Annotated in this window: 17 protein-coding genes; 3 read left to right on the top strand and 14 right to left on the bottom strand. The window is 64.9% G+C overall.

Going from position 1 to position 19,411, the window contains the following annotated elements:
- The first annotated feature begins 7 nt into the window (after positions 1–7).
- Together nudC and ACTIGF_RS15135 are read left to right on the top strand one after the other, a co-directional pair.
- Positions 8–880 (top strand): NAD(+) diphosphatase, encoded by an 873-nt coding sequence (gene nudC / locus ACTIGF_RS15140; protein ID WP_439637659.1) that lies wholly within the window; start codon positions 8–10, stop codon positions 878–880.
- A 142-nt stretch (positions 881–1,022) separates the two neighbouring features.
- Positions 1,023–1,745 carry a c-type cytochrome gene (locus ACTIGF_RS15135; protein ID WP_439637658.1) on the top strand — a complete coding sequence of 241 codons (723 nt, stop codon included), beginning with the start codon at positions 1,023–1,025 and terminating at the stop codon, positions 1,743–1,745.
- 75 nt (positions 1,746–1,820) lie between these two features.
- Here the strand turns inward: ACTIGF_RS15135 and ACTIGF_RS15130 are convergent, their stop codons facing one another.
- The 14 genes from ACTIGF_RS15130 to ACTIGF_RS15065 all read right to left on the bottom strand — a co-directional run bounded on the left by ACTIGF_RS15130 (position 1,821) and on the right by ACTIGF_RS15065 (position 16,822).
- Positions 1,821–2,276 carry a hypothetical protein gene (locus tag ACTIGF_RS15130; RefSeq protein WP_439637657.1) on the bottom strand — a complete coding sequence of 152 codons (456 nt, stop codon included), beginning with the start codon at positions 2,274–2,276 and terminating at the stop codon, positions 1,821–1,823.
- A 96-nt stretch (positions 2,277–2,372) separates the two neighbouring features.
- On the bottom strand, positions 2,373–2,699 hold the full coding sequence (locus tag ACTIGF_RS15125) for a hypothetical protein (RefSeq protein ID WP_022701515.1): 327 nt from the start codon (positions 2,697–2,699) through the stop codon (positions 2,373–2,375).
- Between the two features lie 69 nt (positions 2,700–2,768).
- Positions 2,769–3,572 carry a nucleotide-binding protein gene (locus tag ACTIGF_RS15120; RefSeq protein WP_439637656.1) on the bottom strand — a complete coding sequence of 268 codons (804 nt, stop codon included), beginning with the start codon at positions 3,570–3,572 and terminating at the stop codon, positions 2,769–2,771.
- Positions 3,569–4,552 carry a flagellar biosynthesis-like protein (FlhF) gene (locus ACTIGF_RS15115; protein WP_439637655.1) on the bottom strand — a complete coding sequence of 328 codons (984 nt, stop codon included), beginning with the start codon at positions 4,550–4,552 and terminating at the stop codon, positions 3,569–3,571. Before ACTIGF_RS15115 ends, ACTIGF_RS15120 begins: the two co-directional genes overlap by 4 nt.
- Positions 4,553–4,578: 26 nt before the next feature.
- A complete protein-coding gene (gene flhA, locus ACTIGF_RS15110; RefSeq protein WP_022701518.1) occupies positions 4,579–6,687 on the bottom strand; it encodes a flagellar biosynthesis protein FlhA in 2,109 nt (702 codons plus the stop codon).
- Positions 6,688–6,830: 143 nt separating this feature from the next.
- A complete protein-coding gene (gene flbD, locus ACTIGF_RS15105; RefSeq protein ID WP_439637654.1) occupies positions 6,831–8,195 on the bottom strand; it encodes a sigma-54-dependent transcriptional regulator FlbD in 1,365 nt (454 codons plus the stop codon).
- A 31-nt stretch (positions 8,196–8,226) separates the two neighbouring features.
- Complete coding sequence (fliN, locus tag ACTIGF_RS15100; protein ID WP_040705591.1) at positions 8,227–8,532, bottom strand: flagellar motor switch protein FliN; 306 nt, start codon at positions 8,530–8,532, stop codon at positions 8,227–8,229.
- A gap of 84 nt (positions 8,533–8,616) precedes the next feature.
- The gene (locus ACTIGF_RS15095) at positions 8,617–9,285 is read right to left on the bottom strand and encodes a hypothetical protein (protein WP_439637653.1); all 669 of its coding nucleotides are present in this window, start codon (positions 9,283–9,285) and stop codon (positions 8,617–8,619) included.
- Positions 9,286–9,300: 15 nt separating this feature from the next.
- A complete protein-coding gene (fliG, locus tag ACTIGF_RS15090; RefSeq protein ID WP_439637734.1) occupies positions 9,301–10,287 on the bottom strand; it encodes a flagellar motor switch protein FliG in 987 nt (328 codons plus the stop codon).
- Between the two features lie 55 nt (positions 10,288–10,342).
- On the bottom strand, positions 10,343–11,983 hold the full coding sequence (fliF, locus tag ACTIGF_RS15085; protein WP_439637652.1) for a flagellar basal-body MS-ring/collar protein FliF: 1,641 nt from the start codon (positions 11,981–11,983) through the stop codon (positions 10,343–10,345).
- A 184-nt stretch (positions 11,984–12,167) separates the two neighbouring features.
- Positions 12,168–12,440, bottom strand: a complete 273-nt coding sequence (gene sciP / locus ACTIGF_RS15080; protein ID WP_022701524.1) for a CtrA inhibitor SciP — start codon at positions 12,438–12,440, stop codon at positions 12,168–12,170.
- 182 nt (positions 12,441–12,622) lie between these two features.
- On the bottom strand, positions 12,623–14,023 hold the full coding sequence (locus ACTIGF_RS15075; RefSeq protein WP_439637651.1) for a flagellar hook protein FlgE: 1,401 nt from the start codon (positions 14,021–14,023) through the stop codon (positions 12,623–12,625).
- Positions 14,024–14,124: 101 nt separating this feature from the next.
- The gene (locus ACTIGF_RS15070; protein WP_439637650.1) at positions 14,125–14,862 is read right to left on the bottom strand and encodes a flagellar hook assembly protein FlgD; all 738 of its coding nucleotides are present in this window, start codon (positions 14,860–14,862) and stop codon (positions 14,125–14,127) included.
- Positions 14,863–14,878: 16 nt separating this feature from the next.
- A complete protein-coding gene (locus ACTIGF_RS15065) occupies positions 14,879–16,822 on the bottom strand; it encodes a flagellar hook-length control protein FliK (protein WP_439637649.1) in 1,944 nt (647 codons plus the stop codon).
- 446 nt (positions 16,823–17,268) lie between these two features.
- Between ACTIGF_RS15065 and flgK the strand changes: the two genes are divergently transcribed.
- Positions 17,269–19,395 carry a flagellar hook-associated protein FlgK gene (gene flgK / locus ACTIGF_RS15060; protein WP_439637648.1) on the top strand — a complete coding sequence of 709 codons (2,127 nt, stop codon included), beginning with the start codon at positions 17,269–17,271 and terminating at the stop codon, positions 19,393–19,395.
- The last annotated feature ends 16 nt before the right edge of the window (positions 19,396–19,411 follow it).

The following is a 19,411-nucleotide window of genomic DNA, read 5'->3' as shown; positions in this document are numbered from 1 at the left end:
GCGTGTCATGACACTGACCTTCACGGACGCCGCGCTTGATCACGCGGGATTGCTCCGGTCCAAACCGGACTGGATCGAAAGCCAGCTTGCCGACCGCAAGGCGCAGGCTGTTTTGTTCGCCGGCGGCGATCTGGCGCTGAATGATCAGGGCGGACCGCTGATCATGCGGGCGAAATACGCCGCGCGTCTGCCCATGAAGGCGCCGGGCCTGATCTTCATCGGCGTGCTGGACGGCCAGCCCTGGTTCGCCGGGGCGCTGGAGCCTGGCGTGGCGGACAAAGGGCCCGATTTTCGCCACAGCGCCGCCGAGGCGACGCCGGAACTCGCCAGCGTTCTGGGACGCGCGCGCTCGCTTCTGATGTGGCATCGCGAGCATTTGTTCTGTTCCAATTGCGGCGCGAGCACGACTGTGGCGGATGCGGGGTCCAAACGGGTCTGCCCCAGCTGCGGGACCGAGCACTTCCCGCGGGTCAATCCCAGCGTGATCATGCTCGTGCATGCGGGCGATCAATGCGTGCTGGGCCGGCAGCCGAACTGGCCTGAAGGCATGTATTCCACGCTCGCGGGGTTCATGGAGCCCGGTGAAACCGTTGAAGCGGCCTGCGTGCGCGAAGTCGCCGAGGAGGTCCATCTGAAGGTGACCTCTGTGGAGTATGTGGCGAGCCAGCCCTGGCCGTTCCCGTCCCAGCTCATGATCGGCCTGATGGCGGAGGCGGAGCCGGGAACCCTTGTGCCTGATGATGATCTGGAGGATGCGCGCTGGTTCACCCGCGACGAGGTGCGCGCGCTTTTCAACACCGAAGTGAGCCGAATGATGCCCCGGCACTTCTCAATTGCGCGCATGCTGATAGAAAGATGGCTGTCGGCCGACTCGGTCTGAGAAGTGCGACGCCCTGTCGCGCTTGTCAAAATGAGCTGGGCAATACCTTTCGAAGCGGTGTGAACTGGTTGCCTCTTTCGACGGAGCATGCCAAACACCGCGCACACTCCATTTGTCTCAATAGGGATCGGTGAGGACGCTCATGGGCTCTCTTTTCTTCAATAAACTGGCTGCCGCTCTCCTGGCGGTCGCCCTGGTCATTCTGGGGCTGACGACGCTGGGCGACAGCCTGTTCCATGCTGAACAGCCCGAGCAATTCGGCTATCCGGTGGATCTCGCCGCCCTCGAGGGCGCCAGCGGGTCCGCAGAGGAAGAAGTGGAAGGTCCGGTTGATTTCGGCGTTCTGCTCGCCAGCGCGGACATCTCCGCCGGTGAACGCGTGGCGCGCCGCTGCGCCAGCTGTCACTCTTTCGACTCCGGCATGGCGGACGGCACCGGCCCGCACCTGTGGGGCGTTCTGGGCCGCGCAGTCGCTGCGGTCGACGGCTTCAACTATTCCGGCGCGATGGAAGAGTATGGCGAGACGACCGCCGACTGGCATTACGAGAACCTCTACAACTTCCTGGAAAGCCCGCGTCGCTACATCCCGGGCACGGCGATGAGCTTCGCCGGTCTGCGTGACCAGGAAGACCGCATCAACCTGATCGCCTACATGCACGAGCAGGGCAGCTCGGATATGCCTTTCCCCGAGCCGCTTGCGGTTCCTGAGCAGGAAGGCGACATGGCTGAAGGCGAAGCGGCGGCTGACGCTGAGATCGTCGAAACCCTGGATGAGGCGGAAGCCTCGATCGAGGAGATGGACGATGTCGACCTTGAAGTCGACGCGCCCGCCGAGCCGCAGCCTGAAGGCGGCGAAGAGCTGTAAGCGACTTCGCATCAAGCATCATTGAAAAGGGCGCGTCCGACCGGACGCGCCCTTTTTGTTGATGGAGGGGAGGGTTTAGCCGCCCTGACCGCTGAACCAGGCTTCAAACAGCGGCGCGGCCTGTGTGCTGTAATAGAGCGCTTCAGGGACGTCCTTGCGCACTGCGGCGCGGGCCTCATACCAGGCGCTGAAGCCTTCCGCGCGCGCATCGGCCGGGCCGTAAGCCGCATCAAACTGCGTTTCCAATGCGTCCAGCTCTGTCGCCTCGACCAGTATCCACACATGGGTCAGCGACCCGTCGGCGAAGACGAACTCGGCCAGGCGCGGCGCTCCGAGAAACGCATATCCCTGGCAGTCGATCTGCACATGGCTTGATTGCGCCAGCGGCAGTTGCGCCGGGTCGAGCGTACGCCGGGTCTGGCTCTCGCAAATCCTTGAGAGAGCGGGGGCGTTGACCTGTTCGGAGGCGCCCAGGGCGACGTCAGGCTCGAGCGGGAGCGTCAGGGCGAGGGTCAGAAGAGAGATGAGCATTCAGGTGCGCTCCATACGGGGCCTGCGCCCCAGCGGCGCAGTGCGTATGGATAAGATGACGCTATGGTCGGTATTGGATGCAGGCGTGCGGCGGCTCTAGCCGCCATAGCGCTTCTTGACGCCGAACAGGATGGCGATGGCCCCGAAATACAAAAACGGCCGTAGCGCGGCGGACAGGGCGTGCATGTCCATGCGGGCGAAGGCGAGGTCCAGCGCGAAATTGGCCGGCATGTCGCCCGCGCTCATGAACTCCAGCGAGAAGCGCAACAACACGTCCACCGCATAGGCGATCAGGGCCGCGCCGGTCAGCTGTCTCCAGCGTCGCATGGCCAGCGCCGCCACAATCCCCGCCATGAGGATGAAGGACAGATCGAAAAATGTGAAACCCGCCCATAACAGGCTCCAGGCGTCATTGCCCGCCATGCGCTCCCCCTTCGCCAGCCTCTGATCGAGGCGTTTGTATTGTGTTTCGCCCCCCAGGGCGCAGACAGCTTACTTGACGGCGACGCCATGCTCCAGCGCCCGGACGAGCTTGGCGATGTCAGACGCGGCGTCCGACGCCGGATAGCGCGATTCCAGCATCACCTGGGCGCGAATCGCCTGGGGCACATGCGGATCGCGGCGGACAATGCCCGCCAGCGGCGGCCGGAAGCCCAGAAAGCTCTCACAGGTCTTGGCGAAGCCCAGATAGGCGTTATGGGCGGCGGCGGGATCGGGGGCGTTGTTGACCACCACGAACGGACAGGCGCCTTCATCGCGCATGCGCAGGGTTTTCACGAACGCATAGGCGTCAGTGAGCGAGGTGGGTTCGTCATTGATGACGATGAGCACGTCGTCGGCCGCGGCGGCGAGACGGATGGTGGAGCGCTCCGCGCCTGCGGCGAGGTCAATCAAGGTGCGGTCATAGGCCATGGAGGCCGCTGTCACTCCCGCCGCCAGCCGATTGACGTTTTCAAGGTCGAGCCCGGCAAGCGCCGCAGAGCCGGACGGACCGGCGATCAGGTCAAAACTGCCTTCGCCCACACAATTCACCGCTTCCGCCAGGCTCAGATCACCGGCGACGACGGAGGCCAGATCGCTGGCGGCGCTGACGCCCAATTGCACGTCCACATTGGCCATGCCCAGATCGGCGTCCACCAGCAGGCTGCGCTGGCCGCGGCGGGCGAAGGCGTGGGCCATGGCGATGGCGAGCGTGGTCTTGCCCACGCCTCCTTTGCCGGATGCGATGGCCAGAAGCGGTCCGGCCTGTCGCGGCGCGCTCAGCGCCAGACTGGCGTCTGCGGCGAAATTGGTCATGCCGGGAGCTCCTCTCCGGGGTCTTCCAGTAGCAATCTGGACAGGCGCAGCGCGGTCGCCGGCGCCAGGCCGTCGCCGATATAGGGCGAGGCGGATATCTGGGCGTAGGCCAGCCCCGCCTCTCCAAACGCCAGCAATGCGCCCAGTCGGCGCGCAATGTCGAGCTTGGTGGCGATCACCCGGCCGGCGCCGATCGAGCTGAACAGGGCGGCGGCGTCTTCGGCGTCGCCCGGCGTCATGCCCGCATCCAGCACGGCGACGATCTCACCGTCCGCGGCGTCCGCGAGCGCCGCCAGATCATCAAGCTGATCAAGGTCAAACGGGTTCAGACCCGCGACATCGATCAGCACGGGGCCGGCGCGGCTTGATTCCAGCAAGGACCGTAATTCACGCGGTCCGGTCACGCCTTCAAACGGCAGATCGAGCGCGTCGGCATAGGCGGTCATCTGTTCGGCGGAGCCGGCGCGGCTGTCCGCGCTGATCAGCATGGGCGCATGGCCCTGGGTGACGGCGCGCGCGGCGAGCTTGGCGAGGGCGGAGGATTTTCCCGAGCCCGGCGGTCCGGCCAGCAAGACAGGGCGGCCTGGATCAGGCTCTAGCGGATGCACGCCATAGCGTTGATCGAGCGCCCGGGCGAGGGTGGCGGTGGCCTCTCCGTCTTCAAGCGCCATGGCGCTGTCCATCAGCGCTTCGGAGGCGCGCTCGGGCGGCAGGTGCCAGCCCAGGGCGCGGGCGATTTTCGTCAGGCCTTCATCAGCTTCGCCCCGCGCCTTGGTGCGCGCCTGATCACGGCGCGCCAAGGCGGTGTCCGGCGTCTCGCCCTTGGCGTGAACCGCGCCGCGCTCGGCGGCCGCGCGCACTTCCACCCCGCCCTCAGGGGCGTCTGCGGTGGAAATGATCACCGCGTCCGGGCCCAGCTCATGGCGCACTTGCTCCATGACGGTGCTCAGGGTCTGTCCTGTGAAGGTGCGCAGGCGCATCGCGCCATTTCTCCTTTAGTCAGCGACTAGATCTGGCCGACGGTCTTGAGCCGGGCGCTGGGGTGAATTTCATTCTGGCTCATCACCACGGTTTGCGGGCGGAAGCGTTCGGTCAGCGAACGCACATAGGGGCGCACATGGGGGCTGGTCAGCATTACAGGCACGTCGCCGCTCATGCCGGCCCGGTCAAAGGCGGCGCGCACCACTTCGACGAACTCACGCAGCTTGCTGGGCGCGAGCGCCAGCTGGCGGCGCTCACCATCCCCGATCAGCGCCTCGGCGAAGGCCTGCTCCCATTGCGGGCTTAGCGAGAGGACCGGCAGATTGCCGTCCGGGCCGCGATTGGCGTAGCAGATCTGGCGCGCCAGGCGGCTGCGCACATGCTCGGTGATGGCGTCGAGATTGTTGGTCGCGCCCGACGCTTCGGCCACGCCTTCGACGATGGCGGCGAGATCGCGGATCGAGACCCGCTCTTTCAGGAGGTTTTGCAAAACGCGCTGAATGCCCGCGCGGGTGACCTGGCCGGGCGTGACTTCGTCCAGCAGCTTCTTGTGCTGGGGCGACAGGGCGTCGAGCAGGTTTTCTGTCTCTGCATAGCTCAACAGCTCTGACATGTTGTCGCGCAGAATCTCGGTCAGATGGGTGACCAGAACGGCGGCGGGATCCACCAGCGTATAGCCGCGGAACGTGGCTTCCTCACGATTGGCTTCGTCGATCCAGGTGGCGGGCAGGCCGAAGGCGGGTTCTTTGACGTGGGTGCCGGGCAGATCGACCTGGGCGCCGGACGGGTTCATGGCGAGGATCTGGTTGATCTTCAGCTCGCCGACCCCGGCCTCCATCTCCTTGACGCGCAGAACGTATTGTTCGCCCGGCATCTGCATGTTGTCGACAATGCGCACGCTGGGCAGCACGAAGCCGCTGTCCTGGGCCAGATTGCGGCGCAGCGCCTTGATCTGATCGGTCAGGCGGCGGCCTTCCACATCATTGATCAGCGGCAGCAGGGCATAGCCCAGCTCGATCTTAAGTTCGTCGATATGCAGCGTATCCTCGATCGGCGCGTCTTGCGGATCGGGCGCGGCGGCGGCTTCCTGGGCGACCGCTTCTGCGGCTTCATTGACCACCGCCTTGTCGCGTTTCTGCGCGCTTTGCCAGGCCAGCGCGCCCGACCCCGCCGCCATCAGCGCGAAGGGAATAAGCGGCATGCCGGGCAGCAGGCCGATGGCGAGCGAGGTGCCCGACACCATGCCCATGGCGGCGGGATTGGCCGACAGCTGGCCGAATACGGCCTCTTCCGCTGCGCCGTCCACACCGGCCTTGGACACCAGAAGACCGGCGGCCAGCGACACGATCAGCGCCGGGATCTGGGAGACCAGACCGTCGCCGATGGTCAGCGAGGAGAACGTGCTCGCCGCGGAGCCGAAATCCATGCCCGACTGGGCGACGCCGATGATCATGCCGCCGATCAGGTTGATCGAGGTGATCAGGATGCCGGCCATGGCGTCGCCGCGCACGAATTTGCTGGCGCCGTCCATGGCCCCGAAGAAGTTGGATTGTTCTTCAAGTTCCTTACGGCGCTTGCGCGCCTCGTCTTCATTGATCAGGCCCGAGGACAGGTCGGCGTCAATGGCCATCTGTTTGCCGGGCATGGCGTCCAGGGTGAAGCGGGCGGCGACTTCCGCGATCCGGCCCGAACCCTTGGTGATGACGACGAAGTTCACGATCACCAGGATGATGAAGACGATGATGCCGATGACGAAATTGCCCTGCATCACAAAGCCGCCGAAGGCCTCGATAATGTCGCCCGCCGCCCCGGTGCCGTTCTGCCCTTCAGACAGGATCAGGCGGGTGGAGGCCACGTTCAGCCCCAGCCGCAGCATGGTCGCCACCAGCAGGATTGCGGGAAAGGCGGTGAACTCCAAAGGGGATTTGATGAAGAGCGCGGTCATCAGGATGAGCACGGAAAAGCTCACCGACACCGCCAGCATCACGTCCAGCAGAGCCTTGGGCAAAGGCAGGATCAGCATGACCAGAAGGCCCAGAACCCCCAGGCCCATGGCGATGTCGCCCCGCGCCAGCCGTTTGGCGAGCTGGCCGAAGTCGAAACCGCTTTGGGAGGAGGCGTTGGCGTCAGCCATGGATCAGGCCCGTTCTGGCAGGTTTGGCACGAAACGCGATTCTGCGTTCGTCAGGGTTCTGATTGCCCGGATTCTCGGCCGCTCAAAAGAGCGTCGCACGTCGTCCGTGCGCGCTGATGAGCGGGCGAGAGCCCGGGCGGGCGTCATCCCGCGAACCGGGATTCGCCGGGCGCGGGGATATCCTCGCCCTGTTCGCCATAGAGCTTGAGCTTGTTGCGCAGCGTGCGGATCGAAATCCCCAGAATGTTCGCGGCGTGGGTGCGGTTGCCCAGACAATGATCGAGCGTGTCGAGAATGAGATCCTTCTCCACTTCCGCCACGGTCTTGCCGACCAGATTGATCGCCTCGTCAGCCGCTTGCGCCGCCTGGCGCGCGACGGATGATCCGCCCGCGCTGGCGGGCAGGGGCGAACCGTCGGGCAGGCGGATGGCTTCTGGCTCGATTTGCGGGCCGCTGGCCAGCAGCACGGCGCGGTGCATGGCGTTTTCCAGCTCTCGCACATTGCCTTTCCAGGCGCGGGCGACGACCTGGGTCTTCGCGGCATCCGACAGCGGGCGATAATCGACGCCATTGGCCTTGGCGTATTTCTTCAAGAAGTGATCGGCCAGCGCCAGCGTGTCTTCAGGACGGTCGCGCAGCGGCGGAATGGCGAGGTTCACCACGTTCAGGCGGAACAACAGGTCTTCGCGGAAGCTGCCGTCGCGCACCGCTTCGCGCAGATCGCGGTTGGAGGTGGCCAGAACCCGGATATTGACCTTCACGGGCTTTGAGCCGCCCACCCGGTCGATCTCGCGCTCCTGCAAGGCGCGCAGCAGCTTGGCCTGCAGGCGCACATCCATTTCGCTGATCTCGTCGAGCAGCAGCGTGCCGCCGTCGGCCTCTTCAAACTTACCGATCCGGCGGGCCAGGGCGCCGGTGAAGGCGCCTTTTTCGTGGCCGAAGAGTTCGGATTCCAGAAGGTTTTCAGGGATCGCGGCGCAGTTCACCGAGACGAAGGCCTTGGATGCGCGCTTGGACTTCTTGTGGACATAGCGGGCCATGACCTCTTTACCCACGCCGCTTTCGCCGGTGATCAGAACCGAGGCGTCCGACGGGCCGATCTGATCGGCCAGACGCACCACGTCCAGCATCAGCGGGTCACGGGCGATCAGGGTGCGGTCGTCGTCTGACACCGCTTCCAGCACCGCGGCGATCAGCTCGGGATCGGGCGGCAGGTGGATGAATTCCTTGGCCCCGGCCTTGATGGCGCCGGCGGCCGCTTCAGGGCGCACATTCACGCCGCATGCGATGACCGGAACGATGATGCGCTCGGCCTCGTTGGCGGCGATGAGGCTGCCCACATCCAGATTGACGTCGACCATCAGGATATCGGCGCCCTTGCCGGCGCGCAGATAGCCGGTGGCCTGCTCGATAGTGTCCACATGGGCGACCTTGGCGCCGCGGTCCATGGCGATTTTCGTGGCGGCGGACAACTGGCCGCCCAGGCTTCCAACGATCAGAACGCGCATCGTTCGTTTCCTTTCCTATGGGCGGCCGGGGTCAGCCGGTGTCCCCGTCCTTGATGATTTCAGTCATGGTCACGCCCAGCCGGTCGTCCACGACGACGACCTCGCCGCGCGCCACCAGGCGAGAGTTCACATAGATGTCGATGGCTTCGCCGACCTTGCGGTCCAGCTCCAGCACAGAGCCCGAGGTCAGGCGCAGCAGCGAGTTCACATCCACCTGCGCCTTGCCCAGCACCGCGGAGATGTTCACCGGCACGTCAAAGACCGGCGCCAGGTCCACCGCCGTGCGCACTTCCTCGTCGATCAGCGACTGGGCGGCGCCCGCAGTGGGTTCACCCATGGGCGTGGGGTCGGGATTCACGCCGGCCGGCTCGTCAGACAGATCGGGAAGGTTCAGATCGTCGTCACTCATGGCTTAGCTCCTTCAGGCCTGGGCTTGACCGCCCAGGGCGGCCTGATCGGGGGTGGCGTCCGCATCGGCGTCCAGAGGCTGGGCGAGCCAGTTCTTCACGGCCTGCTCGATGCGGGCTTCAATGTCTTGGGTGGTGCGTTCAATGGCGCCTGAGCGCCATTCCAGCACGCAGTCTGTGCGCGCGACCTCGGCGTCGGCGCGCACGATCAGCGCGCCTTCCATGCCGCGCTGGGCGGCTTCGCCTTCCATCACTTCGGCCAGCGCGTCCGACATGGACGGGTTGACCCGGACGGCGATGCGCGGTTCTCCGCGCAGATCGGACAGGGCTTCGGTGATGCAGGCTTTCAGCGTGTCTTCGCCATAGTGCTCAAGCGCCGCGCCGGCGATGACGCGCGCCGCCGCCAGCGCCAGACGCCCGGCGTCTTCCCGCATGGCTTCGGATTCCGCCTGCATGCGTCCCAGAAGCGCCGTGACCTGGTGAACGACCTGGCCGGCGGCCTCGGCGGCGGCTTCCTGGGCTTCGATCTCGGCGACCTGACGGGCGGCTTCGGCGGCCTGTTCGGCCACCATCTGCATTTCCTCTTCGGTATAGACGCGCTTGAACGTGTCGCCTTCTCGCAGAATGCGGCCGTCCGGAGCGAACTCCCGGTCAAAGTCGAATTTTCTGAAGCCGTCAGTCACGAAGCTTCGGCCTCCCTAGTAAATGAGTTCATCTTCGCCGCCGCCTTCTGACAGCAGGATTTCGCCCTTGGCGGCGAGGTCTTTGGCCTGGTTGACCATGGTCTGTTGCGCGGTATCCACGTCCTTGAGGCGCACAGGACCCATGGAGGCCATGTCCTCGCGCAGGATTTTCGCCGCCCGCTCGGACATGTTGGAGAAGAACAGGTCGCGCAGGGTGTCCGACGCGCCCTTGAGCGCCAGACCCAGCTGATCTTTCGGCACGCCGCGCAGCAGCGTCTGCACCCCTTGAGGATCGAGCTTGCCCAGGTCTTCAAAGACGAACATGAGCGAGCGGATCTTCTCGGCGGAATCGCGATTACGCTCTTCCAGCGAGGCCAGGAAGCGGTTCTCGGTCTGGCGGTCGAAATTGTTGAAGATGTCCGCCATCAGCTCATGGCTGTCCTGTTTGGAGGTGCGCGCCAGATTGCTCATGAATTCAGAGCGCAGCGTCTCCTCGATCTTCTCCACGATCTCGCGCTGGACCGGTTCCATGCGCAGCATCCGGGTCACCACTTCCATGGCGAAGTCCTCGGGCAGGGCGGCCAGCACGCGCGAGGCGTGGTCGGGGCGCACCTTGGAGAGCACCACCGAGACCGTCTGCGGGTATTCGTTCTTGAGATAGTTCGCCAGCACCACCTCGTTCACATTGGCGAGCTTGTCCCACATGGTCCGGCCGGCGGGACCGCGCAGCTCTTCCATGATCTGGTCGACCTTGTCCTCGGGCAGGAAGGAGGACAGCAGGCGCTGCGCCTGATCCACCGAGCCTGTGATCGAGCCGGTCGAGGACATGGAGCCGACAAACTCCATGATCAGTTTTTCAACGGCGCTGGAAGTCACATTGCCCAGATTGACCATGGCCTGGGAGACGACGCGGATTTCCTCGTCATCCATCATCTCCCAGAGCTGGCGCTGTTCATCGCCCAGCGCGAGCAGGATCACGGCGGCCTTCTCGGCGCCGGTCATATCCTTGGGGTCGTCGACCTTTCGACCGCGGGGGGCTGGAGCGTCAGACATCAGATCACTCCCCCTCGTGCATCCAGGTGCGCAGGATGCTCATGGATTCGTCAGGGTGCTGCTCCACGAGGGCGGCCACTTTGCGCACCGAGGACTTTTTCACCTGACCTTCGATCTGGGCGACATCGATATGGTCATCCGCGCTCGGCTCTTCGGGCAGCATCATCCCGCCTTCGGAATTGCCCAGCAGCGCCTGGACGTTTTCCGGCATTGCGCCAGGGCCTGCGAGCGCCGCGGTCCGGCCGCCAGAGACATTGCCGATCGCGCCCTGCACCAGCGGACGCGCCACCAGCAAGATCACCAGCAAGGCGGTGATGAACAGCACGACGATCTCGGCGATGCGCATGAAGTCCAGGCTGCCCAGGCTGAAGCCTTCAGGGGCGGGCGTGCCCAGTGACAGGTCGGGGCGGTTAAAGCGCATGGAGGTGACCTGCAGGATTTGCTCGCCATCCGTCAGCGTGGTGTCAGTGGGGAAGCCCACGGCGGCGGCGACCAGGTTTCGGATCTGGGTCAGCTCGGCTTCGCTGCGCGGCTCAAAGGTCAGGGTTCCGTCTTCGCCCACAGTGGCGACTTCGTCCACGACCACCGAGACCGCCAGACGCTGCAGATCGCCCGCCTGAATGATGGAGACGGTTTCTTCCTGGGTGTTCTGATAATTGCGTTCGGTGATCGAGCTTTGGCTGTTGGCCATCAGGGGCGTTTCCCCGTCTGCGCCCGCTTCGGCGTCCGGGGTGTTCTCGCTGACCGAAACGCCGCCGGAGGTGACGGGTTCTGACCGGCTCTGTTCTTCGGCGCGGCGGCTGACCTCCACCTGGCCGTTGGGATCGTATTCCAGCCGGGTGCGGGTCTGGCTCTGACGGTTCAGCTCGGCGGTCACGGCCACGCGCACGCCGCCCGATCCGACGACGCCTTCGACCAGATCGCGGATTTTCTGTTGCAGGTCGCGCTCGATGGCGGTCTGGCGATCATCGAGCATGGCGCCGATCATGTCGCCGTCGGCGTCGCTGGGGGCGGCCAGAAGCCTGCCCTGATCGTCGGCCAGGGTGATGCGGTTGACCTGAAGGCCCGGCACGGCGGTGGCGACCAGATTGCGGATGGTGGCGATTTGTGTGCCTGACATCTCCCCGCGCACGGAGACCACGACCGATGCGGAAGGTTGCTGCTCGTCGCGTGAGAACAGGCGGCGTTCGGGCAGCACCAGATGGACGCGGGTTCCGGTGACGGAGTTCAGCGTGTTGATGGAGCGCGCCAGCTCGCCTTCCAGCGCACGCTTGGCGTTGACGTTCTGCACAAAGCTGGTGGTGCCCAGCGCGTCGGTCTCGTCAAAGATCTCATAGCCAACCGAGCCAAAGCTCAGCGCGCCGCCGGAGGCGACGCGCATGCGCGCTTCGTCGACCTGGCTGGTGCTGACATAGACCGCCGAGCCGCCCTCTTGCAGTTCATAGGAAATGCCGGCCTGGTCCAGGCGCTCGCTGACGGCGGCGGCGTCCGACGGCGCCAGCCCCGAGAACAACAGCGCCTGGCCATTGGAGTTCATGCTCATGGTGAAAAACACCAGAGCCGCCGCCGCGCCGGCCGTGAGGCCGAACATGGCGATCAATCGGCCAACACCGAATCGGGAAAGCTGTTCCAGTAACGCGTTCACGCCGGGCCGCCCTTGCTCATTTTCCGAATCAGAAAACGCCGCTCCCTGAAGCGGCTAGGCAAGTTTTTCCCACTATCCGCGTAAACGGGGTGTTAACGCGTTGAATCAAAAAACACGATCAGCGCGGCGAGCAGAGGCTCGCCGCGCTGGATTTCGGCCAGAAAAAGAGAGGGGGGCGTACCGCCTACTGGCGGTAATGCTGTATGCGCGTGGTGCGCAAACCGGCCAGTCCATGCCGGTCAATTGAGCGCTGCCAGGAGAGAAACTCCTCCACGGTCAGCCGGTATCTGTCACAGGCTTCATCCAGGCTCAGAAGTCCGCCGCGAACCGCTGCGACCACTTCCGCCTTCCGGCGAATAACCCACCGCTTGGTGTCCGGGCTCGGCAAATCGGCCACGGTTAGCGGGCTGCCATCGGGACCGATGACATAGTTTTCCTTCTTCGCTCGACGTTCCATCCGACCCATCCTTGTTAGAAAGCACGTCTTACGCGCGCCCTTAGTGAGGAGGGTTATACGGGATGGCCTCTTAAGGTGAGCCTAAAGCTCAAGGTAAAAGTACGGTAAATCAAATGTTTAGAAAAAATTCACCCCAGCGCCGAAGCGCCGGGGTGTCAGTCGGCCGGTGGGACGGCGGTGGTTTAACGCTTCATCTGGATCGCTTCGGCGAGCATTTCGTCCGCCGTGGTGATGATCCGGGAGCTGGCTGAATAGGCCCGCTGGGTGATGATGAGGTTGGCGAATTCGGTGGCGATATCCACGTTGGAGTTCTCCACCGTCTGCGCGGCGATGGTGCCTGACGCGCCCGATCCGGGGGCGTTCAGGGTGAAGGCGCCGGAGTCTTCGGTGATCTGGAAGCTCGCGCCGCCGACTGACGCCAGGCCGTTGGCGTTGAACACGGTGGCGACCGGCATCTGGTAGACCTTGCGGACCACGCCGTTGGTGAAGCGGGCCGACAGGAAGCCGTCCTCGCTCACTTCCACGCCGGCGAAGGCGCCGAAGATCGCGCCGTCCACCACGGTGGAATCAAGGTTTGAGGGCGAGTTGAACTGGGTGATGCCGCCCGGCGCGCCCGCCGTGCCCAGATCGAGCGCCAGGGTTTGCGCACCGACGCCGGTGGAGGCCGCCCAGCGCACGGCGCCGGCGCCGACGGCGCCCGCCGTGTCCGAGCTTTCAAAAGCGATCGAGGTCGGCAGGGTGGTGGGGGCGGTGGAGAGGATTTCACCATTGGTGTCGAACGCCACGATGCCCGTGGCGATCTGCCCGTCCACCAGAGGGGCGCCCGTGGTCACGTCCGACGCCGGCTGCACATGCATTTCCACATGCCATTGGTTGGCGTTGGTGGCGTGCTTGAGGAAGGACATGGTGATCGAGCGCACGCCGCCCTGGGTGTCGTAGATCTGGATGGTGCGTTCAAAGTCCGGCGTCACATTGCCTGACGCCATATTGTTCGCTGAAGTGCCGGCCGCATACGTCGCCGCCGCCGCGGAGGGCGTGGTGCTGGCCTGCAGGTTGGCGTTGATGCGGACATTGGAGGTGGCGTTGGCGGTGCCGCCGATATTGGACAGGTTCACCGCTTCAAGCTGGTCGAGATTGGACGGGTTCTGGTTCACAGAGCCGTCCGCCTGAACCGGCCAGGCGTACAGATACTGGCCCGCATCATTGCGCAGATAGCCCGCGGAATCCGTCTGGAAGCCGCCAGAGCGGGTGAACAGCACCGCGTCAGAACCGGTGCCGGAATTGTTCGGGGTCGGACGCACGACGAAAAAGCCGTCGCCGTCGATGGCCATGTCAGTGGCCGACACGCCCGGCGTCAGAAGGCCCGACGAGTTCACGTCCAGGCGCGAGTTCGAGCTCACGCCCGAAGAGGCGTAGCGGCTCGCGCCGCCGCCGCCGATTTTGTAGTTCGGCGTGAAGATCGTATCGACGCGCTTGTAGCCGATCGTGTTCACGTTCGCGATATTGTCCGAAATCGCCGCCAACGCCGAAGAGTTGGCGATCAGTCCGGACGCGCCGGCGGCCATGGCCGAGTTGATACTCATATCGTGCTTCCCATCGTTTGTGCCCGGGCTCCCGGTCCTTCTGGTCGGGAGCCTCGATTTTGTTGCGGAGCGGTTCGGGCTCCGGGTTTCCCCATACGGGGTTAGGCTGCGGCCTGAGACTCGTCTTCGGTCTCATCGCCAGTGTCTGTGTTGTTCGGCGGCGGGGTCTGGCCCTGCGATTCCCGGACGCTGGTCACCAGGCTGGCCGGCAGCACCAGTCCGCCATTGGCGAAGCTGACTTGCGCCTGGCCGCCGCTCATCTCAACGCCGGTCACCCGATGGGTGACGCGCACGGCGTAATCCAGGATGACGTCGTCAGCGTCCTTGGCGACCACTTCCAGTCGGTAGACGCCATCAGGCAGGGTGTTGCCAGCTTCATCCTTACCGTCCCAGACCACGTCATGAACGCCTTCAGACGTATCGCCATCCAGACGACGGACCTGCTTGCCGTTTTCATCGGTGATGAGCAGCTCAACGCTCTGCGCTTCCTGCGGCAGGCCGTATTCCCATTTCGCCTCGCCATTCTCCAGCAAGGTGAAGGTGGTGTTGACGGTGGCGTCCTTGCCGATGAACTGAAGCGCGGTAAGCTGGGCGTCGGTCTGTTGCAGCGCCAGCAGGGCTTCCAGCGATTCATTGGAGGCGATCTGTTGCTCCACTGAGGAGAACTGGACCAGCTGCTGGACGAATTGCTCGGATTTGAGCGGGTCCAGCGGATCCTGGTTCTTCAGCTGTTCGGTCAACAGCGTCAGGAAGGTGTCAAAATTGTTCGCCAGATCAGCGGTGGCCAGTTTGGTCTGGCTTTGCTGTTGCGTGTTTTGGGCGGCAGATACTTCTGTCATGAACTCGCTCTTCTTCTCAGGCGATCAGGTTGACGCCGGCGCGCTGGCTGACGGCGAAGCCGTAGAGCGCGTCAGCCAAGGGGGCTCCGGGCAGGTCGGCTTCGACCTCCGCGGTGAACCGGTTGCGGGCGGCGAAATCGTTGGCGGACGCGCCAGCGTCATCGTCGAAATTGGTGAAGGCGCCGCCATCCTCGCTCAGCGAGAAGGACAAGCCGTCCTCGCCCAGCTCCAGACCGGCGTCGGTCAGCGCTTTTTCAAGGTCGCGGGCCGAGCGTTGCAGTTCTGACAGGGTGTCAGCGCGTTCCGCGCTCAGCACGGCTGAGACCTTGTTGTTGGGGCCCAGCTCCAGACGCACCTCGACGCGGCCCAGTTCGGGCGGGTCCAAACGAATGTCGAACACCCGCGCGCCGTCATTGAACTTGCGCGCGATCTGGGCGGCCAGCGTATGGGTGGTGGTGGGCGCGAAACGGGCGGCGGTATGCGCCTGGGCCTGTCCCGGACGCTGCGCCTCGGTGCGCGCATCCTGACGGGCCATGCCCATGTCGAGATCGGGATCGACCGTGTCCGTATTGGTGTCCACGGGCGTCTCGCTGGACAACGCCGTATCCTGAAGCAGGAAGGTCAGCGGGTCTGTATAGGCGGTCGCCGCGGGTGCGGGCGTTCCAGCAGGCTTGGCGGCGGATGCGGCCGGCTCGGCGCCGGACGCTCCGGCGCTGGCTGCGGCGCTGCTCTGGGCGGTGTTGGCGGATGACTTGGCCGCTGACGACGCGCTGGTGTCAGACTGGCGCGCTTTATTCTGGGCGCCGGGGGCGCGGTCTGAGTCCGCGCGGTGCGTCTGCGCAGCGTCGTCTTGCTGGGCGGCCTGAGCCTGAGCTTGAGCCTGGGCCTGAGCCTGGGCCTGGGATTGCCCCTGAGTCTGGGCCGCCGCGTCAGACTGGGCGGCGGTCGATGGCGCAGGCTTGGCGGCGTCAGCTTTCACGGCGTCAGGCGCCGGAGCGGCGGCGCTCTGCTGGGCTTTGTCGTTCTGGCTTTTGGCGGAGGCGTCAGTCTGCGCCGCTGCGGCCGGGCCTGAGTCCTTGGACGCGGCGGCGTCAGAGCGTGTCTCAGACTTCGCCGTGTCGGCTGTGCGGGGCTGCGCCGCAGTGTCTGCGTCGCCTTCGGCTTCGGCGTCGGTCACGCTCGCAGAGTCAGAGGCGGCGGCGTCCTTGGCCTGTGCGCTGGCGTCATCGGCCACGTCCGCCGCGCCAGTGGGGGTGGCGCGGCCATCAACAGGTTGAGCGCTTTTGCCGGACGGCGTCGCGGCGTCAGGCCCGGAAGCGGCGCCGGTCGGCTGGGCTTTATCGCCTGAAACAGGTTTGGCCGGGTCCGGGCGCGGCGTTTCGGCGCCGTCATCAGTGCTTCCGGCAGGCGCGGCGCCCGCCGCAGCCGTCGCGGCGGCGGGGTCAGCTTGCGCCGGCTTGCCCGATTGTGCGGCGTCAGCCGGGGAAGACTTGGCGTCGGCGCCGGGTTTGATCGCCGCATCGGGCGCATCCTCGGAACCTTCAGCCGCGCCCGCCTGCGCCGTCACACCCGTTTCGGACCCCTCGCCGTCTTGAGGAGTCGAGGCGTTGACCTCAGGCATTTCATTGAGGCTGACCACATTGGCGGCGGTCTCGCCTTGAGTTGTTTGCTGGGCGTCGGTCGTCATCTCGGCCTGGGCGTCCCGCGCCTCATTGGCGGCGTCACGCTGAGACTTTTCGGCCTGGGATTTTTCGGTCCGCGCCTGATCGGCCTGCGCCTTGTCGCGCGCGGCGGCGGCGTTGCGTTCGGCCCGGTCTGACGAGGCCGGTGCGGATGTCGGCTTGCGATCCTGGGATTCAGGCAGGGCGAACGCCTGTCCGCCCGTCTCCGACGCGCGGGAGGCGCGTTGGGTGGACGGGGCGGTCGGCGCCGGGGCCGGAGGCAAGCGGTCGAGCGGCATGAGCGTAAGGCTCCGCAATCATCAAGCTGATGCGCCGCGTTTTGCTGCGTCTGAGGTGTCGAGCCTTTTGCCCGATTTGGCGTCATGAGGTCTTTCAAGGGGCGTGCCACTTTCGCCGTCCTGAAAAATCCAAATATATCAACGAATAAACCTGTTGTTAGGGTTTGAAATCGGCGCCGGTCGGCAGATTCTCCCTGCTCTTGGATGACGGATTTGCCGAGCTTGCCCGGCTGATCGCACTTGGCCCGGTGCTTGCGCTGTCTGTCCTTGTCAGTATCGGAGCGCGCGTGAGCGCAAAACCGGCGAAGTCACAATAAGCCTCTGAAAAGTAGGTTGTTCTAAGGATTTCTCGCCAGGTTTTTATTGTCTGAGTATGCGCGCTGACTGGGAAAAATTTGCCGCTCGATGGGTAAAATCACCCGCACGGGCGAATGTTGGAGGCGCACATGGCGCTCAATTCTGTGATCGGCAACGCCCTGTCCGGGCTGCAGGCGTCTCAGCTCGGCTTGCGCACGGCGTCCAACAATGTCGCGAACGTCAACACGCCCGGCTATGCGCGCACCGAGCTTGCGATCACCTCGCGCAATGTGGCCGGTCAGGGCATGGGCGTTCAGGTGCGCGGGGTCGAGCGCATCACCGACGAGTATTTGCTGGCCGCATCGGTGCGCGCCCAGTCTGATTACTCTGCTGCAACAGCGCGCAATGGCGCGCTAGACCGGCTGCAGGCCCAGTTTGGCGGCACCGATGACGAGGCGTCGCTGTTTGGCCGCTTGAACGCCGCGTTCAGCTCGCTCAGCGCCGCGGCGGCGGACAGTGCGGAAACCGTGTCTCGTCTCAGCGCTGCGTCTGAATTGCAGAGCTTTTTTGACGAGACCCAGCGCCTGTCCGTTGAGATGCGCACCTTGCGCAATGAGGCGGATGCCCGGATCGGCGCCGGGGTCGGACGGATCAACGAGATTCTCCAGGAGATGCAGGATCTCAACATTCAGGCGCAATCGCTGAACGCCAGCGCGTCCGACACCAGCGGCGCCGCGAACCGCCAGGTTGAATTGCTGGACGAGTTGTCGAGCCTGATTGATGTGCGCACCCAGCGCCAGCCTGACGGACGGGTTTTTGTCTCCACCGCCGATGGCGTGGCGCTGCTTGATAATTCGCGCCTCAATCTGGAATACACCCCGTCCGGAACGGGCAGCTATGGGCTGGACTATGGCGAGATCACGGCTGTGGTCTCCGCGTCCGGCGCACGGGTCAGCCTGACCCACAACATCACCTCGGGTGAGATCCGCGGCCTGATTGATCTGCGCGATCAGGATCTGCCGCAGCTTGCGGCGGCCCTGGGCGAGTTCACCGCGGGCGCGGCGGACGCGCTGAACGCGGCGCATAACGATTCCACCGCCTATCCGCCGCCCAACACATTGACCGGGCGCGACACCAGCCTTGTGGGCGGGGATGTGCTGCAAGGCTCCGGCGCGGCGACGCTGGCGATCGTCAATAATGACGGAACGCTGGTCCAGCAGGTGGCCATTACGGTCACCGGTTCCGGCTTCACGGTGGACGGCAACGCCGCGAACTCGATCACCGATCTGGTCAACGAGCTGAACACGGCGCTGGGCGCCAACGGTACGGCCAGCTTCACCAATGGCCGGTTGAGCATTGACGCGACCAACGCCAATCACGGCGTCGCGACAGTGCAGGACGAGACCACGCCGTCCTCCATCGGCGGGCGCGGCTTCGCGCACTTCTTCGGCCTCAACGATATCGTGGATTCCGACCGTCCGGGCTTCTTCGAGACGGGCCTGACTGCAACCAGCGCCCACGGTCTGGCGGCAGGCGGGGTGATGAGCTTCAAGGTGCTCGGACCCAGCGGCGCCCGCACGGCCGATATCGACGTGACGGTGGCAGGCGCGACCATCCAGGATCAGCTGAACGCCCTGAACGCGGCGGGCACGGGGCTTGGCGCCTACGGCTCGTTCGGCATGGACGCGAACGGCGAGATCAGTTTCACGCCCAGCGCCGGTTACGAGCAGTATGAGGTCGTGGTCACCGGCGACACCAGCATTCGCACCGGCACAGGCAAATCCTTCACCACGATTTTCGGTTTGTCCGAGAATTCGCGGATGAGCCGGTCTGAAGCCTTTGAAGTGCGACCAGCGATCCGGTCGGACTCCATGCTGCTCGCCATGGCCAAGCTTGATGTGACGGGCGCGTCCGTGCCAGGCGATCTGGTGGTCAGCTCGGGCGATAATCGCGGGGGCCAGGAATTGGCCGCGGCCGGGCAGGTCAAACGCACCTTTGATGATGCGGGCGATATGCGCGGCGGGCAGTCCACCTTGATCGAATATGGCTCGCGGGTCGCCGGCAAGGTCGGCTCGGTCGCCGCCGCCGCCGAGCGTCAGGAAACCGCCTCCGCGGCGGTCAAGGAAGCCGCCGATATCAAGCGCTCGGACGTTGAAGGGGTGAGTCTCGATGAAGAGCTCGCCCGGATGATCCAGTTCCAGCAATCGTATAACGCCGCGGCGCGCCTTCTGCAGGCCGCGCGCGAGATGTCCGATACGTTGCTGCGTATCGTTTAGGTCGGGAAGGGAGCTT

This window comes from Oceanicaulis sp., from assembly GCF_051859625.1.
Taxonomy (GTDB): Bacteria; Pseudomonadota; Alphaproteobacteria; order Caulobacterales; family Maricaulaceae; genus Oceanicaulis.
Note: the sequence above shows the minus strand (reverse complement) of the source record. Positions and strands in the feature narration are given on the sequence as shown.